The sequence below is a fragment of the Klebsiella sp. FDAARGOS_511 genome (assembly GCF_003812845.1).
GTDB classification, from domain to species: domain Bacteria; phylum Pseudomonadota; class Gammaproteobacteria; order Enterobacterales; family Enterobacteriaceae; genus Klebsiella; species Klebsiella grimontii.
This window is the reverse complement of the sequence record NZ_CP033824.1, coordinates 3,395,361-3,409,662: the sequence shown is the minus strand read 5'-3', so window position 1 is coordinate 3,409,662 and position 14,302 is coordinate 3,395,361. Positions and strand designations below refer to the sequence as shown.

General features: G+C 55.0%; 17 protein-coding genes. 6 read left to right on the top strand and 11 right to left on the bottom strand.

The annotated features are described in order from the left end of the window. Positions 1 to 7: 7 nt before the first annotated feature. The 4 genes from tusC to fkpA all read right to left on the bottom strand — a co-directional run bounded on the left by tusC (position 8) and on the right by fkpA (position 2,460). Positions 8 to 367: a sulfurtransferase complex subunit TusC gene (gene tusC / locus EGY08_RS17280; RefSeq protein ID WP_004125933.1), complete on the bottom strand. Its 360-nt coding sequence runs from the start codon at positions 365 to 367 to the stop codon at positions 8 to 10. Further along, complete coding sequence (gene tusD / locus EGY08_RS17275) at positions 367 to 753, bottom strand: sulfurtransferase complex subunit TusD (protein WP_087828653.1); 387 nt, start codon at positions 751 to 753, stop codon at positions 367 to 369. Before tusD ends, tusC begins: the two co-directional genes overlap by 1 nt. Next, complete coding sequence (locus tag EGY08_RS17270; RefSeq protein ID WP_004125940.1) at positions 753 to 1,475, bottom strand: helix-turn-helix transcriptional regulator; 723 nt, start codon at positions 1,473 to 1,475, stop codon at positions 753 to 755. The genes tusD and EGY08_RS17270 overlap by 1 nt, the downstream gene beginning before the upstream one ends. A gap of 166 nt (positions 1,476 to 1,641) precedes the next feature. Continuing rightward, positions 1,642 to 2,460, bottom strand: a complete 819-nt coding sequence (gene fkpA / locus EGY08_RS17265) for an FKBP-type peptidyl-prolyl cis-trans isomerase (protein WP_004125943.1) — start codon at positions 2,458 to 2,460, stop codon at positions 1,642 to 1,644. 222 nt (positions 2,461 to 2,682) lie between these two features. On the opposite strand from fkpA, the gene EGY08_RS17260 reads away from it, so the two are divergent. Next, positions 2,683 to 2,901 (top strand): protein SlyX, encoded by a 219-nt coding sequence (locus tag EGY08_RS17260; protein WP_004106384.1) that lies wholly within the window; start codon positions 2,683 to 2,685, stop codon positions 2,899 to 2,901. A 59-nt stretch (positions 2,902 to 2,960) separates the two neighbouring features. Here the strand turns inward: EGY08_RS17260 and slyD are convergent, their stop codons facing one another. The 4 genes from slyD to kefG all read right to left on the bottom strand — a co-directional run bounded on the left by slyD (position 2,961) and on the right by kefG (position 6,201). Further along, positions 2,961 to 3,542, bottom strand: coding sequence for a peptidylprolyl isomerase (gene slyD, locus EGY08_RS17255; RefSeq protein WP_049077757.1), 582 nt, complete (start codon positions 3,540 to 3,542; stop codon positions 2,961 to 2,963). Positions 3,543 to 3,636: 94 nt separating this feature from the next. Then, a complete protein-coding gene (locus tag EGY08_RS17250; RefSeq protein ID WP_004106389.1) occupies positions 3,637 to 3,837 on the bottom strand; it encodes a YheV family putative zinc ribbon protein in 201 nt (66 codons plus the stop codon). An 11-nt stretch (positions 3,838 to 3,848) separates the two neighbouring features. Continuing rightward, positions 3,849 to 5,654: a glutathione-regulated potassium-efflux system protein KefB gene (gene kefB / locus EGY08_RS17245; protein ID WP_004125954.1), complete on the bottom strand. Its 1,806-nt coding sequence runs from the start codon at positions 5,652 to 5,654 to the stop codon at positions 3,849 to 3,851. Further along, the gene (kefG, locus tag EGY08_RS17240) at positions 5,641 to 6,201 is read right to left on the bottom strand and encodes a glutathione-regulated potassium-efflux system ancillary protein KefG (RefSeq protein WP_004125956.1); all 561 of its coding nucleotides are present in this window, start codon (positions 6,199 to 6,201) and stop codon (positions 5,641 to 5,643) included. The genes kefB and kefG overlap by 14 nt, the downstream gene beginning before the upstream one ends. A 175-nt stretch (positions 6,202 to 6,376) precedes the next feature. On the opposite strand from kefG, the gene EGY08_RS17235 reads away from it, so the two are divergent. Then, a complete protein-coding gene (locus tag EGY08_RS17235) occupies positions 6,377 to 8,281 on the top strand; it encodes an ABC transporter ATP-binding protein (protein ID WP_004125957.1) in 1,905 nt (634 codons plus the stop codon). 61 nt (positions 8,282 to 8,342) lie between these two features. On the opposite strand, the gene EGY08_RS17230 is transcribed toward EGY08_RS17235, so the two are convergent. After that, positions 8,343 to 9,833 (bottom strand): nicotinate phosphoribosyltransferase, encoded by a 1,491-nt coding sequence (locus EGY08_RS17230; RefSeq protein ID WP_032742211.1) that lies wholly within the window; start codon positions 9,831 to 9,833, stop codon positions 8,343 to 8,345. 4 nt (positions 9,834 to 9,837) lie between these two features. Then, complete coding sequence (prs, locus tag EGY08_RS17225) at positions 9,838 to 10,707, bottom strand: ribose-phosphate diphosphokinase (RefSeq protein ID WP_123828710.1); 870 nt, start codon at positions 10,705 to 10,707, stop codon at positions 9,838 to 9,840. A gap of 196 nt (positions 10,708 to 10,903) precedes the next feature. Here prs and EGY08_RS17220 point away from each other — a divergent pair, with 196 nt between their 5' ends. The 4 genes from EGY08_RS17220 to EGY08_RS17205 all read left to right on the top strand — a co-directional run bounded on the left by EGY08_RS17220 (position 10,904) and on the right by EGY08_RS17205 (position 13,847). Beyond that, complete coding sequence (locus tag EGY08_RS17220) at positions 10,904 to 11,623, top strand: NUDIX hydrolase (protein WP_004125960.1); 720 nt, start codon at positions 10,904 to 10,906, stop codon at positions 11,621 to 11,623. Between the two features lie 144 nt (positions 11,624 to 11,767). Further along, on the top strand, positions 11,768 to 12,727 hold the full coding sequence (locus EGY08_RS17215; RefSeq protein ID WP_229295910.1) for a hydrolase: 960 nt from the start codon (positions 11,768 to 11,770) through the stop codon (positions 12,725 to 12,727). Continuing rightward, complete coding sequence (locus EGY08_RS17210) at positions 12,724 to 12,942, top strand: YheU family protein (RefSeq protein ID WP_004125965.1); 219 nt, start codon at positions 12,724 to 12,726, stop codon at positions 12,940 to 12,942. Before EGY08_RS17215 ends, EGY08_RS17210 begins: the two co-directional genes overlap by 4 nt. A 35-nt stretch (positions 12,943 to 12,977) precedes the next feature. Continuing rightward, positions 12,978 to 13,847: a phosphoribulokinase gene (locus EGY08_RS17205; protein WP_004138395.1), complete on the top strand. Its 870-nt coding sequence runs from the start codon at positions 12,978 to 12,980 to the stop codon at positions 13,845 to 13,847. 46 nt (positions 13,848 to 13,893) lie between these two features. Here EGY08_RS17205 and EGY08_RS17200 read toward each other — a convergent pair whose 3' ends face one another. Continuing rightward, the gene (locus EGY08_RS17200; RefSeq protein ID WP_004106401.1) at positions 13,894 to 14,298 is read right to left on the bottom strand and encodes an OsmC family protein; all 405 of its coding nucleotides are present in this window, start codon (positions 14,296 to 14,298) and stop codon (positions 13,894 to 13,896) included. Between the last annotated feature and the right edge of the window lie 4 nt (positions 14,299 to 14,302).

Below are 14,302 nucleotides of genomic sequence, written 5' to 3'. Positions count from 1 at the left end.
TCAGGCCTCAGAAACGCAGTATCACGTTAAAATCATCAAGCCGGGCGCGTAGAGCCTCTGGCTCCAGCCATTCACCATCAACGACCCATGGCGTAGCAGAATTCAGACCGCGCTCCCGTGCTGAAGCAGCGCAAATCCAGCACTGTTCGATATCGTATAGCGATAAGAGTTTGAAGGTGGAGATATAGTCGCGCGCCAGCACTGCAGCAGGCCGCTGCTCTGGAAGCAGCTGAAATACGCCATCGCCCACGAAGAAAACGCCGATCTCTTCGGTCAGGGCTGAGGTTGCCAGCAAGGCGTCCAGCCCTTCTCTGCCCGACGCTGAACCATGGGGCGCAGAGGAAAAAATAAAGGCTACGCGTTTCATCAGAACTGCACCATGCGATCGCAGGTTAACGCGGCTTCCGCCAGCGCGCCCAATCCACTCAGGGTAAAGCCCAGCTGCAAATTATGCGCAGGCAAACTCAGCTGCCGGGCCTCCTGTTCATCAGTGATTCCACGGCGTAAAGCTGCGGCTACACAGATATGCAAGGAAACAGCGTGTTCGTCATGCAGCGCCTGCCAGGCCCGAACCAGATCAAACTCGTCGCTAGCGGGAGCCGTAAGCTGATTCGCGTTGTAGACGCCTTCACGATAGAAAAAGATGCTTAGCAGCTCGTGCCCTTCCTGCAAAACGGCTCGGGCAAACTGTAATGCGCTGCTGGCCTGCTGGGTACCGTAAGCGGGGCCCGTCACCGTAATGGCAAAGCGCATTATTTTTCCAGCCCCTGGAAATCTCCGCTTTTGAACTGACGAATGTAGAGATAGACCGTGTGCTTAGAGATGTTCAGCCGATCGGCCACCTGGTTAATGGCATCCTTGATATCAAAGATCCCTTTCTCATAGAGGTTCAGGACGATCTGCCGATTTTTGGCGTTGTTAGAAACGTTACGGTCAGCGTTTACCTCTTCAATCGTGAACTCAAGCGTCTGGGCAACCAGATCGTCAACCGATGAAGCAAAGTTGACCTGCGAGTTTACCTCCGTCGTTTCCGGCGGAATAAAGGTGCTCATTATTTGTGAGAACGGCACATCAAGATTCATGTTGATGCACAGCAGGCCGATAACCCGATGGTCACGGTTGCGGATGGCGATTGTGACCGATTTCATCAGCACACCGCTTTTGGCGCGGGTAAAATAGCATTTGGAAACGCTGCTATCGGCTCCAGTCATATCGTGCAGCATGCGCAGCGCAAGGTCGGTAATTGGCGAGCCGATTTGTCGGCCGGTGTGTTCACCGTTGGCGATACGAATAGCGGAACATTTTAAGTCCTGCAATGAGTGCAATACGATTTCACAGTGGGAACCGATGAGCATCGCTAACCCGTCCACTACCGCTTCATAGGATTTGAGGATATCGAAGTCGGTCTGGTCAAAAGGACGTTGATCCAGTAAATCAAGCTCACTGGTCTCGTTGGTTAAAAGCGACCTGGACATGGAAAAAAGCACTCCTTTTCAGGAGCCTGTCGTTATCGTCAGGGCAGGCTCATCATCATTATTAATCTATCTAAAGTAATACAGCGCCTGAGGTTCTTTCCAGTTTTAATTATATCTGCCCGCAATAAAAAAGCCGCCGCCTCTGGAGGCGGCGGCTTAAAACCGATTACTTCTTAGCGTCAGCGGCAGGGGCTTCAGCGGCTGCTTCAGGCTTGGCATCCGCTTTCGGGGCCGGTTTAATATCCAGCAGCTCTACATCAAATACCAGAGTAGAGTTCGCCGGGATACCCGGTACGCCGGTTTTGCCGTAAGCCAGATCCGGTGGAATGACCAGCTGGATTTTACCGCCTTTCTTGATGTTCTTCAGGCCTTCGGTCCAGCCCGGGATCACGCCGTCCAGGCGGAAGGAAAGCGGCTCGCCGCGGGTGTAGGAGTTATCAAACTCTTTACCGTCGATAAGCGTACCTTTGTAGTTAACCACAACGGTATCGCTGTCTTTCGGCGCTTCACCGGTACCGGCTTTCTCAACTTTGTACAGCAGGCCAGATTTAGAGGTTTTCACGCCTTTCTCTTTCGCGAAGGCGTCACGGTAAGCTTTGCCTTTCGCTTCATTCTCAGAGGCGTCTTTTTCCATTTTCTGCTGAGCAGCCGTTTTTACACGGGTTTCAAACGTCTGCAGAGTCTGTTCGATCTCCTGATCGGACAGTTTGCTCTTATCAGCAAAAGCATCCTGAACACCGGCGATCAGCTGATCTTTATCTAATTTGATGCCCAGTTTTTCTTGTTCTTTCAGGGAGTTTTCCATGTAACGTCCCAGCGATGCACCCAGCGCATAAGCAGATTTCTGATCGTCATTTTTGAATGCCGATTTGCTGTCCGTTGCGGGTGCCGCTTTCGCTGTCGTCTCAGCAGCGAAGCTCAGCGGTGCATTCAGGGCGACGGCCATTGTGGTCGCCAGCAGCGTTACTTTAAACAGTGATTTCATCCATTTCTCCAGGGCCGGGGCATCTCACCCCAGGGTTATCGTAAAAAACAAAAAACGTACTATAGAACGTTGCAGAACAAATCAACATACAGACGTACCTGAATATCGCCTCATTTAAGACTATTTTTGTATAAATTAGTTTCCCGTCAGACGTAACGATGCTGCACGGATGCTGAAACTTCAGTAGAATCCGCCCGCAGGATAAGACAGAAGAGGTTACTCATGCACGATAGCACTTTAGAGACTCGCCTTGCGGAGCTGGAGAGCAGGCTAGCGTTTCAGGAAATCACTATTGAAGACCTCAACAAAACCGTCACCGCCCACGAGATAGAAATGGCAAGGATGCGCGAACATATGCGCCTGATGGTGGAAAAATTGAAAGCGACTCAGCCATCACACATGGCTTCACAGGCGGAAGAAACGCCTCCTCCGCATTATTAAGACGTAAAAAAAGCGGGTCTCCCCGCTTTTTTCTATTCCGCAACGCGAGCGTAGCGGAATTAATGACAACCACAGCCGCCGTTACCGCCGCAACCGCCTTTGCCGTGTTCGTGGTCATGGCCGTGACCGCCGCAGCAACCGTCATGATCGTGGTCGTGGCCATGATCGTGGCCGTGAGCACCGTGTACATGACCATGCTCCAGCTCTTCCGCCGTTGCTTCGCGAATTGCGACAACTTCAACGTTGAACTTCAGATTCTGACCAGCCAGCATGTGGTTACCGTCAACAACAACGTGTTCGTCACCCACTTCGGTAATTTCTACCGGTACCGGACCCTGATCGGTTTCCGCCAGGAAGCGCATGCCAACCTGCAGCTCATCAACGCCCATAAATACGTCTTTAGGCACGCGCTGAACCAGGTTTTCGTCGTACTGACCGTACGCGTCATTAGCGCCGACTTCGACGTCAAATTTGTCGCCTACATCGTGGCCGTCCAGCGCGTTTTCCAGGCCGGAAATCAGGGAACCGTGACCATGCAGGTAGTCAAGCGGCGCGCTTACCGGAGACTCATCAACCAACACACCGTCTTCTGTACGTACCTGATAGGCCAGGCTGACCACCAGGTCTTTTGCTACTTTCATGATATCTCCTGAGCATGGGAAGAATAGTGGCGCAGATTGTAGCGGAATTCTGCAGCCGTGTACCCTCTAGCTTAAAAAAAGCCGATAGATAACGCTAGTCCGGATGAAAAATGCCTATCACTTGCTCTTCTTTGCGAACATGCTCGCGGACCTCTTTATCCGCCTCACGCATCTGATGCCCGCACTTAACGCACTCAACAATATCGACATTATTCTCACGCCACATCGCCAGTGAATCCTGAGCCTGGCACGCCGGACATTTCGCACCGGCAATAAAACGTTTACGCACAGCCATATCATTTACCTTTATTCAAATTCATCCCAGCCGTCTAACTGCCTGCTCTCTTTTTGCATCTCACGCTGAAAGATCTCCTCCAGCTCGCGTCTGGCTTCCCGCACGCGGGATATCTGCAGGGTATCACTATGCACCGGCATTAACTCGCGCAGCATCCGCATATCAAGACGCCGAAAGTGGAGCTGAGCGCGCTGCGCCTGATGGGGATGCATACCGAGTGAGATCAGCGCTTTTCGTCCCAGCTCCAGCGCGCTGGAGAAGGTTTCGCGAGAAAATTGCGCCACTCCCGCCTGCAACAGCTCATGGGCCTCAACGCGTCCCCGCGCTCGCGCCAGAATGTGCAGATGTGGAAAGTGTTGTTGACACATCTCCACCAGCTTCATGGTATCTTCCGGCTCGTTACAGGTGATAACGATCGACTGCGCGTCTTCAGCGCCCGCCGAGCGCAGGAGCTCCAGCTGCGTCGCATCGCCAAAATAGACTTTATAGCCATATTTACGCATCAGATTGACCGCGCTGATATCGCGCTCCAGTACCGTGATGCGCATTTTGTTCGCCATCAGCAGACGGCCAATCACCTGGCCGAAACGCCCAAACCCTACGATAATGACCTGCGGTTTGTCATCTTCAACCCACGGCGCCTCACCCTCTTCTTCGGGTTGATTCAATCGCCGCGAAAGCACTTTATCGATTAGCGTCATCAACAGCGGCGTGGTCATCATCGACAACGTCACCGTCACCAGCAGCAGGGCCATCTGATCGTTTTGAAACAGACGAAGCGAAGCGGGTAGTGAAAAAAGCACAAAGGCGAACTCCCCTCCCTGGCTCAGCACGCCGGCAAACTGCACCCGCTCTGAACTGCGCAAACCGTATACCCGCGCCAGAAGATACAGGACAAGACCTTTTACCGTCACCAGCACTGCGACGCTGACCACAACCCACAGCAAATGGGTATAAAGCACCCCAAGATTCAGCGCCATGCCAACGGAAATAAAGAACAACCCAAGGAGAAGTCCTTTAAATGGATCAATGGCGATTTCCAGCTCGTGGCGATACTCACTCTCGGCCAGCAGAACGCCGGCGATAAAGGTCCCGAGCGCCATTGACAAACCGAGCGCATCCATAAACAAAGCCGATCCGAGCACCAGCAGTAGCGTTGCAGCGGTGAAGACTTCCCGCACGCCGGATCCGGCGATAAAACGAAATACCGGCCTTAGCAGATAACGACCGCCAACCAGCATTCCGCCGAAGGCCAGTACCTTCATCCCTATGGTGAGCCAGTTAAAATGGTCGTCACCAGAACCCGCAAGCAATGGAACCAGCGCCAGAGCCGGAATCACGGCCAGATCCTGAAACAGCAATACCGAGAAACCCAGCTGTCCAGACTCGCTGCGGCTCATGCCCTTCTCACGCATCAGCTGCAGCGCCATCGCAGTGGAAGACATCGCCAGCCCAATCCCGCCGACCACCGCAGCGCGCCATGAGAAGTCGCTCAGCATAAGCAAACCGCCAAGAATGAGCGCGCTAAAGGCGACCTGAGCGGCCCCGACGCCGAAAATTGAGCTTCTCAGCCGCCACAGTTTGGACGGATTCAACTCCAGTCCGATGATAAACATCAGAAAGACGACGCCTAATTCTGAGAAGTGAAGAATTTCATCAACATCGCTGATGAACCCTAATCCCCAGGGGCCGATGGCGATACCGGCCAGCAGATACCCCAGCACGGCGCCAATACCCAGCCTCGCCGCCAGCGGTACCGCCACCACCGCGGCAAACAGAAATAACACCCCGGCCAGCAGTAAATCAGCTCCCGCCATTTGGACCTCCAGCCATTACAGGATTAGCCAGCCAATCGCGGTAGGCGCGAGCGCGGCTTTTCAGGTCTTCGGGAGATTGCCGACGCGCCCAGTAGACGATAATCGGGCTCATCCAGTGCATACGGCACATGCCGGCAGTCAATTCAAAAGGACGGAGAATGTCATTCATCGGATAACGATGGGCATCGCGCCGGTAGGCGCTCTCCGGCTCACCGGTGGTAATGACGCTACGCCAGTACTTTCCCGCCAGCTGATTCCCTCCCGCCCCGCTGGCAAAGCCGCGGCTGAGCACCCTGTCCAGCCACTCTTTCATCAGCGCCGGGCAGCTCCAGGTATAGAGCGGATGCTGGAAAACAATCACCTCATGCTGGCGCAGGAGATCCTGCTCACAGGCGATATCGATAAAAAAATCCGGATAGTGCGCGTAGAGATCGTGCACGGTCACATTCGACAACTGTAAGGCCGGTTCAAGCAAAACCCGGTTGGCCACGGAATCCTGAGATTCTGGGTGGGCATACAGCAGCAAAACTTTCGCTGTCTGAGACATCTTTCCCCTCCCGAACGTCTTCTGGCGGCCTGTGCAGCGGCTGCGTCCCGACGCAACCAGAATGACTTTGTGTATCATCTTCATTTTGGGCTACCATTGCGGCCCGGTTGAGCGATTCGCTCCACACTACATTATCATAATGACAAATTAACATAGTCAGAACATACGGCGCCTTATGATTGTTTTCTCCTCCTTACAAATTCGTCGCGGCGTACGCGTCCTGCTGGACAACGCCACCGCTACCATCAACCCAGGGCAAAAAGTCGGCCTGGTGGGTAAAAACGGCTGCGGTAAATCCACGCTGCTTTCGCTTTTGAAAAACGAGATTAGCGCCGATGGCGGCTCGATGACCTTCCCCGGCAGCTGGCAGCTGGCCTGGGTTAACCAGGAAACACCTGCGCTTGCGCAGCCGGCTATTGACTATGTTATTGATGGCGATCGCGAATTCCGCAAGCTGGAGGCGGATCTGCACGCGGCCAACGAACGCAATGACGGTCACGCCATCGCGACGGTACACGGTAAGCTGGACGCTATCGACGCCTGGACCATCCGCTCACGCGCGGCCAGCCTGCTCCACGGACTCGGTTTCAGCAACGAACAGCTTGAAAGACCAGTGAGCGACTTTTCCGGCGGCTGGCGTATGCGCCTTAACCTCGCTCAGGCGCTGATTTGCCGTTCCGATCTGCTGCTGCTTGATGAACCGACTAACCACCTCGATCTCGACGCGGTTATCTGGCTGGAGAAGTGGCTCAAAGGCTACCCGGGAACCCTGATTCTGATCTCCCACGATCGCGACTTTCTCGATCCGATCGTCGACAAAATTATCCATATCGAACAGCAAACGATGTTCGAGTACACCGGCAACTACAGCTCATTTGAAGTGCAGCGCGCGACACGTCTTTCGCAGCAACAGTCGATGTACGAAAGCCAGCAGCTGCGCGTCGCGCATTTGCAGAGCTACATCGACCGTTTTCGCGCTAAAGCCACCAAAGCTAAACAGGCGCAAAGCCGTATCAAAATGCTCGAGCGCATGGAGCTCATCGCGCCTGCCCACGTGGATAACCCGTTCCACTTTAGCTTCCGCGCGCCGGAAAGCCTGCCCAATCCGCTGCTGAAGATGGAAAAGGTTAGCGCCGGTTATGGCGAGCGCGTGATTCTAGACTCAATCAAGCTGAATCTGGTGCCCGGTTCGCGCATCGGTCTGCTGGGGCGCAACGGCGCCGGTAAATCAACGCTGATTAAACTGCTGGCCGGTGAGCTACAGCCGCTGCAGGGTGAAATTGGTCTGGCGAAAGGCATCAAGCTTGGCTACTTCGCTCAGCATCAGCTGGAATTCCTGCGCGCGGATGAATCCCCGCTGCAGCATCTTGCCCGCCTCGCGCCGCAGGAGTTAGAGCAGAAACTGCGCGACTACCTGGGCGGTTTCGGCTTCCAAAGCGATAAGGTCAACGAACAGACGCAGCGTTTCTCCGGCGGCGAGAAAGCGCGCCTGGTGCTGGCGTTAATCGTCTGGCAACGGCCAAATCTGCTGCTGCTTGATGAACCCACCAACCACCTCGATCTCGATATGCGTCAGGCGCTAACCGAAGCGTTAATCGATTTTGAAGGCGCGCTGGTGGTGGTTTCGCACGACCGCCATCTGATTCGCTCCACCACCGACGACCTTTATCTGGTGCACGATAGCAAAGTCGAACCTTTCGACGGCGATCTTGAAGACTACCAGCAGTGGCTGAGCGACACGCAAAAGCAGGAAAACCAAGCCTCAGAAGAGCCGAAGGAAAACGGCAACAGCGCCCAGGCGCGTAAAGATCAGAAACGCCGGGAAGCCGAGCTGCGTACGCAAACCCAACCGCTGCGCAAAGAGATTGCCCGCCTGGAAAAAGAGATGGAGAAGTTCAACGCGCAGCTGGCGCAGGCGGAAGAGAAGCTGGGCGATAGCGAATTGTACGATCAAAGCCGCAAAGCGGAACTCACCGCGTGTTTACAGCAGCAGGCTAGCGCGAAGTCCGGGCTGGAAGAGTGTGAGATGGCCTGGCTGGATGCCCAGGAACAGCTGGAACAGATGCTCCAGGAAGGCTAACGGCATGATGCAGTACCAAAAGGCGGGAACGCCCGCCTTTTTTAATCCCTCTCACAGCCGCTTAACGCTGTGCCGCCAGCCGGGCGCGGATCTGCGACAGCGAGGCATAGCCGTACAGCTTGCCATCCAGAAAGCGCGTTTTTAACTCGCCCTGCTGCTCCTGTTCCAGCGTTTGCCCATCGTACAGCTGCAGTTCCCCCAAGGCGTCGCGTTCCACGCGCAGCAGACCGCGCGCTGAGCGTTTGAGGCCATTATCGGTTTTCGGCTCCTTAAAGAGGGCTCTTCCCTCGCCGTTCACCTCCCCCCAGGTCGCTTTCATCGCGAAGCCGAAGGTATCGCGGGTGTTGTACTGGTAGGTAAAGGAACCCACGCCAAATACCACATTAGCGCTGGCAAAACCTTTCGCTTCCAGACGGCGCAGGATCTCATCCGCTCTGGCAAGGGTAATGGAATCGCCGTAAATCAGGCCGACATGCGGATCCAGCACCTTATACCCTTTTTCGTTAATCGTACCGCCGAAGATTTCCCACAGAACCTCTACGGAGCCTTTCTCCTCGGCGCTGCGCTCGCTGCTGGTGTCATTGTCAGCTGCGGTGCCGCACAGAATCGCCACCGGATCGCCGCTGTCCGGACGGAATACGACTCGCCCCTGACGCTGCATAATTATCGCCTTCAGCTCGCGGGTGTATTCGGTCAGCACCTGCCAGTAGTCCCAGGTATCCGAGACGATAGAGACGAAACCCTGCGGGTGGACTTCGGTAATCAGCCGGCGAAAGGTTTCAATTTCCCGCTCGCGCTCGCCCATACACATTACGCTGTGTTCCGTGGCCGGAATGCTGGCGCCGATGAGCTCATCGTCACCGCGAGTGTAATAATCACGGGCATACAGCAGCGAAGGCAGGCTATCGGTACCTTTGAAACTGGCCAGATGTCCGCAGCCCGACTGCGCAGTGTCGTGCAGCCCGGACATTCCCCGAAACGAAAAGTCGTGACATTGGAAATCAAGGTGCGTCAGATCGCTACAGGTTTTCTCCGCCCAGCGTTCGCAAATCAGGCGATAGTGGTGGGCGATGGTTGCGTTGGTTGACGCTTTCCACAGCTCCGCCGAAAGCACCGTTTCCAGATAGTTTACCAGCCAGAAGAACTCAGGTTGCGTATTGGTGATGGTCAGCACCGGTACTTTCATCGGCACCTTGGTGCCTTCATCCAGCGCTTTGATATGCAATGGTAAATAGCCAAGCCGATGCAGAGCACGAATAGGCTCCACCCCAACTGTATCGCGCCCCAGATAGCCGTCCATCACCTGCTTATACTCGTTGACGACCTCCTCTTCCGGGCGGGCGAAAAACGCCTCGTTAAACAGATCGACCAGGAACCACTGCAGAAAGCCCTGCAGGCCGAAAAATACCAGCTTGCCGTCGGCCTGCGGCGACTGGAAAAAACGATCGCTGCGCGGAGTAAAGTTTGAGTAGACCTTCGTAGTCCCCTGCGGATACTGCACGCGATGGGAAACTTTATAACCATCAATAGCCAGAATCGGATTTATTTTCATCATGTTATCCCCAATGTGCGCGGTAGATGGCGTCAATATCGATAATCTCCAGCTGCGGATGAGTCAGGGCAGGAGAAGTCAAAGAGGTGGTGGTGTAAACGGCATCGATGCCGTTATTCAATAGATGCTCTACGCCTTTGGAAAAAATACCGTGGGTGACATACAGACTCACGCTGCGGGCGCCCGCCTCGCGCAGCACCTTCGCCGAGCCGATAAAGGTGCCGCCAGCGTCGCACAGGTCGTCAACAATAAGCGCTGCTTTCCCCGCTACATTTCCGGCCAACAGGGAAAATCCGGTTAACGCGCCGCTGGCAAGGTCACGCTCTTTACCGAGGATCGCGAACTCTCCGGCACCGCAGGCTTTAGCCACAGGGTGAATCTTCTTGAGCGCGCCGGCGTCCGGCGCCACCAGCATCAGCTCCCCGGCAGCAATAGCCTGACGCAGACCGGCGCTCTGCAGAAGACAGTGCTGTTGTGCCACCGCGACCATATTATTGACTGCCGCCTCGGCGGCATCGCTGTGTGGGTCAAGCACCACGACTTTGTCAAAGCCAAGGGTATTAAGCTGCCGGGCGAAGACCTTCAGCGCAAAGCTGTCTCCCGGCACCATATGACGATCCTGACGCGCCCACGGCAGCCACGGCAGTTCCAGATGGCTAAACGCCACGTCGGTAACATGACGCACGGCCTCCACCAGCTGCGCCAGCAGCATAAAATCGTTCATGTCGCGCAGAGCAACCGCCCGGATGCGCATCAAACGGGCGGAAGGCGGTAATTGAGCGGTTACCTTCAGCCACACAGCGCCATCGGGAAAGGCGCCGCTGGCAAGCGTAAACGCCTCATCATCCAATTCCAGGGTAAATTTTTCGCTCATGATGACCTCTACTCATTAAATTGTGTCCCTAAGACACAATCAATGATGTCTCTAAGACACATATAGTGCAAGCGTTAAATGTCACTTAAGCGGAAAAATGGATTAACCAATTGAAAAATAATAATAAAAATAGATACTTGCTGCTCAGGTAGGGGCTGGTACACTTGTCAGCGTTCTTTTACGCTACGAGCGCTCTATGACCACCGATGCCGAATACCTCAGCCAATACGATGCCAGCCGCTTTCCCTCGCCGCTGGTGACCGTCGATAGCGTCCTGTTTACCCTGCATGAAGGGGCGCTGTGCGTTCTGCTGGTTGAGCGCGCTAATCCGCCGCAGCAGGGGGCCTGGGGGCTACCCGGCGGGTTTATCGACCAGGCGCACGATGATTCAACCCGCGCCACGGCGCTACGTAAGCTCACGGAAAAAACCGGGATTTCACCGCCATGGCTGGAGCAACTCGACACCTTTTCCGGGCCGGATCGCGATCCGCGCGGCTGGAGCCTGACTATCGCCTGGTTTGCGTTAATCTCGTGGGTAGATTGTCAGCCGCATATCGCCAGCGTCAGCGATGCCCGCTGGGTGCCGGTAGCGCAGCTGGATAGCTATTCGCTGGCTTTCGATCATCAAAAGATCATCGACGCCGGTCTGCATCGCTTACGCCAAAAAACGATGTACTCTTTACTGCCGGTTTACTGTCTGCCGGAGACCTTTACCCATGGTCAGCTGCTGGAAGCCACGGAAATCATCCTTGGTCAGCCGATTCAACGCAAAAGCCTGATTCGCCGCTTCGAAGCTTCCGGAATGTTTGAAGAGACCGGTGAAACAGCGGCAACCGGTGCGCGGAAAGCGCGGCTATGGCGGCGTAAACCCGGCGTCGATTTTCATCTCTTTTCACGTAACCTGCTGACCGATTAGCCGCAAGGCCACATATGGGCTAACCTGCGCACTTCATGCGCGGTATAGTATGTTATAAAGATTATTTATTGCTCTGGTGCTATGGTTGATATCACTCCTACAGAAATGACGCCCCCTGAAGACGACTCGCAGCAGTTTCATCCGATGCGCGGCGTAGGCAATCGTCATTTGCAAACCATGTTGCCGCGGCTAATCCGTCGCAAACTCCGTTTTACTCCCCACTGGCAGCGCCTTGAATTGCCGGACGGCGACTTTATCGATCTGGCCTGGAGTGAAGACCCTTCTCAGGCGCGCCATAAACCTCGTCTGGTGGTATTTCACGGCCTGGAGGGGAGCCTACACAGCCCTTACGCCCACGGACTTATCCATGCGGCAATGCAGCGCGGCTGGCTGGGCGTGGTGATGCATTTTCGCGGCTGCAGCGGCGAACCCAATAGGAATAACCGCATCTACCACTCGGGCGAAACGGAGGATGGCTCCTGGTTTCTGCGCTGGCTCCAGCGCGAGTACGGCACCGCCCCCACCGCCGCGGTGGGATATTCGCTCGGGGGCAATATGCTGGGCTGCCTGCTGGCAAAAGAGGGCGACGCTATTCCCGTTGATGCCGCGGTTATCGTCTCGGCTCCGTTTATGCTGGAGGCCTGTAGCTATCATATGGACAAAGGTTTCTCCCGCGTTTATCAGCGCTACCTGCTCAACCTGCTGAAAGCCAACGCCGCGCGTAAGCTAAAAGCCTATCCCGGCTCTCTGCCCGTCGATTTACGCCAGCTAAAAAGCATGCGCCGTATTCGCGAATTTGACGATAGCATCACGGCCAGGATCCACGGCTTTGCCGATGCGCTGGACTATTATCGCCAGTGTAGCGCCATGCCGCGCTTAAGCGATATCACTAAGCCAACGCTGATTATTCACGCGAAGGACGATCCCTTTATGGATCACCATTCGATTCCCCCGCAGGAGCAGCTGCCGGCGAATGTCGAATATCAGCTCACGGAGCACGGCGGGCACGTTGGTTTCGTCGGCGGCACGCTGCGTAAGCCAGAAATGTGGCTTGAAAAACGAATTCCGGATTGGCTAACCCGTTGGTTAGGAGCGCAAATATGATCATTCCCTGGCAAGATCTTGATCCCGAAACGCTGGATAACCTGATCGAAAGTTTTGTATTACGTGAAGGCACCGATTATGGTGAACATGAACGTTCGCTGACTGATAAAGTCGCGGATGTTAAACAGCAGTTGAAAAGCGGAGAAGCCGTGCTGGTGTGGTCAGAACTGCACGAGACGGTGAACATTATGCCCCGCAAGCAGTTTCACGGCTAAGGCGGCACACACTATCGTTTACTCTGGGAGTTGTTATGTCTGCCAAACATCCGGTGATTGCCGTCACGGGCTCCAGCGGCGCGGGAACCACGACCACCAGCCTCGCCTTTCGCAAAATCTTCGCCCAGCTTAATCTGCACGCCGCCGAAGTTGAAGGCGATAGCTTTCACCGCTATACCCGTCCGGAAATGGACATGGCGATCCGTAAAGCACGCGATCAGGGCAAACATATCAGCTACTTTGGCCCCGAGGCTAACGACTTCGGCCTGCTGGAACATACGTTCGCCGAATATGGGCAAAGCGGTAAAGGCCAGTCGCGTAAGTATTTACATACCTATGACGAGGCCGTGCCGTGGAATCAGGTTCCGGGGACCTTCACGCCCTGGCAGCCGCTGCCCGAGCCGACTGATGTCCTGTTTTATGAAGGCCTGCACGGCGGCGTGGTGACGCCGCAGCATAACGTAGCAAACCATGTCGATCTGCTGGTCGGCGTGGTGCCCATCGTCAATCTTGAGTGGATCCAGAAGCTTATCCGCGACACCAGCGAACGCGGGCACTCTCGTGAGGCGGTGATGGATTCAGTGGTCCGTTCGATGGAAGACTACATCAACTTTATCACGCCGCAGTTTTCGCGCACCCACCTCAACTTCCAGCGCGTACCAACGGTGGATACGTCCAACCCTTTTGCGGCGAAAGCCATCCCTTCGCTGGATGAAAGCTTTGTCGTTATCCATTTCCGCAATCTAAAAAATATCGATTTCCCCTGGCTTTTGGCGATGCTGCAGGGCTCGTTTATCTCGCATATGAATACGTTGGTGGTGCCGGGCGGGAAAATGGGGCTGGCGATGGAGCTGATCATGGCGCCGCTGGTTGAGCGCCTGATGGAAGGCAGGAAAATAAGCTAACGGTCAAAACCCCGGAGACGCAATTGCCGGCCGGGGCCCGTTCGGCTTACCCTTCGATTACTTCATAAGAGTGGGTAATGTTTACCGCTTTCTCAAGCATCAGCGCGACAGAACAATACTTTTCCGCCGACAGATCGACCGCGCGAGACACCGCAGCGTCCTTCAGTTCTTTACCGGTCACGATAAAATGCAGATTGATATGGGTAAACAGACGTGGCGCCTCTTCGCGGCGCTCCGAGGTCAGCTTGACTTCGCAGTTGGTGACGTTATGACGGCCCTTCTGCAATATGGAAACCACATCGATCGCGCTGCATCCGCCTGCCGCCATCAGGACCATTTCCATTGGGCTGGGCGCTTTATCCCCGGAATTTCCGTCCATCAGAATCTGGTGACCAGAAGCCGACTCACCGATGAAGGTTAACCCTTCAACCCATTTCACTCGCGCTTGCATAATT

Bases quoted from the DNA above. Each gene is read 5' to 3' on its own strand.
- tusC (WP_004125933.1), bottom strand. From the start codon at position 367: ATGAAACGCGTAGCCTTTATTTTTTCCTCTGCGCCCCATGGTTCAGCG.
- tusD (WP_087828653.1), bottom strand. From the start codon at position 753: ATGCGCTTTGCCATTACGGTGACGGGCCCCGCTTACGGTACCCAGCAG.
- EGY08_RS17270 (WP_004125940.1), bottom strand. From the start codon at position 1,475: ATGTCCAGGTCGCTTTTAACCAACGAGACCAGTGAGCTTGATTTACTG.
- fkpA (WP_004125943.1), bottom strand. From the start codon at position 2,460: ATGAAATCACTGTTTAAAGTAACGCTGCTGGCGACCACAATGGCCGTC.
- EGY08_RS17260 (WP_004106384.1), top strand. From the start codon at position 2,683: ATGCACGATAGCACTTTAGAGACTCGCCTTGCGGAGCTGGAGAGCAGG.
- slyD (WP_049077757.1), bottom strand. From the start codon at position 3,542: ATGAAAGTAGCAAAAGACCTGGTGGTCAGCCTGGCCTATCAGGTACGT.
- EGY08_RS17250 (WP_004106389.1), bottom strand. From the start codon at position 3,837: ATGGCTGTGCGTAAACGTTTTATTGCCGGTGCGAAATGTCCGGCGTGC.
- kefB (WP_004125954.1), bottom strand. From the start codon at position 5,654: ATGGCGGGAGCTGATTTACTGCTGGCCGGGGTGTTATTTCTGTTTGCC.
- kefG (WP_004125956.1), bottom strand. From the start codon at position 6,201: ATGTCTCAGACAGCGAAAGTTTTGCTGCTGTATGCCCACCCAGAATCT.
- EGY08_RS17235 (WP_004125957.1), top strand. From the start codon at position 6,377: ATGATTGTTTTCTCCTCCTTACAAATTCGTCGCGGCGTACGCGTCCTG.
- EGY08_RS17230 (WP_032742211.1), bottom strand. From the start codon at position 9,833: ATGAAAATAAATCCGATTCTGGCTATTGATGGTTATAAAGTTTCCCAT.
- prs (WP_123828710.1), bottom strand. From the start codon at position 10,707: ATGAGCGAAAAATTTACCCTGGAATTGGATGATGAGGCGTTTACGCTT.
- EGY08_RS17220 (WP_004125960.1), top strand. From the start codon at position 10,904: ATGACCACCGATGCCGAATACCTCAGCCAATACGATGCCAGCCGCTTT.
- EGY08_RS17215 (WP_229295910.1), top strand. From the start codon at position 11,768: ATGCGCGGCGTAGGCAATCGTCATTTGCAAACCATGTTGCCGCGGCTA.
- EGY08_RS17210 (WP_004125965.1), top strand. From the start codon at position 12,724: ATGATCATTCCCTGGCAAGATCTTGATCCCGAAACGCTGGATAACCTG.
- EGY08_RS17205 (WP_004138395.1), top strand. From the start codon at position 12,978: ATGTCTGCCAAACATCCGGTGATTGCCGTCACGGGCTCCAGCGGCGCG.
- EGY08_RS17200 (WP_004106401.1), bottom strand. From the start codon at position 14,298: ATGCAAGCGCGAGTGAAATGGGTTGAAGGGTTAACCTTCATCGGTGAG.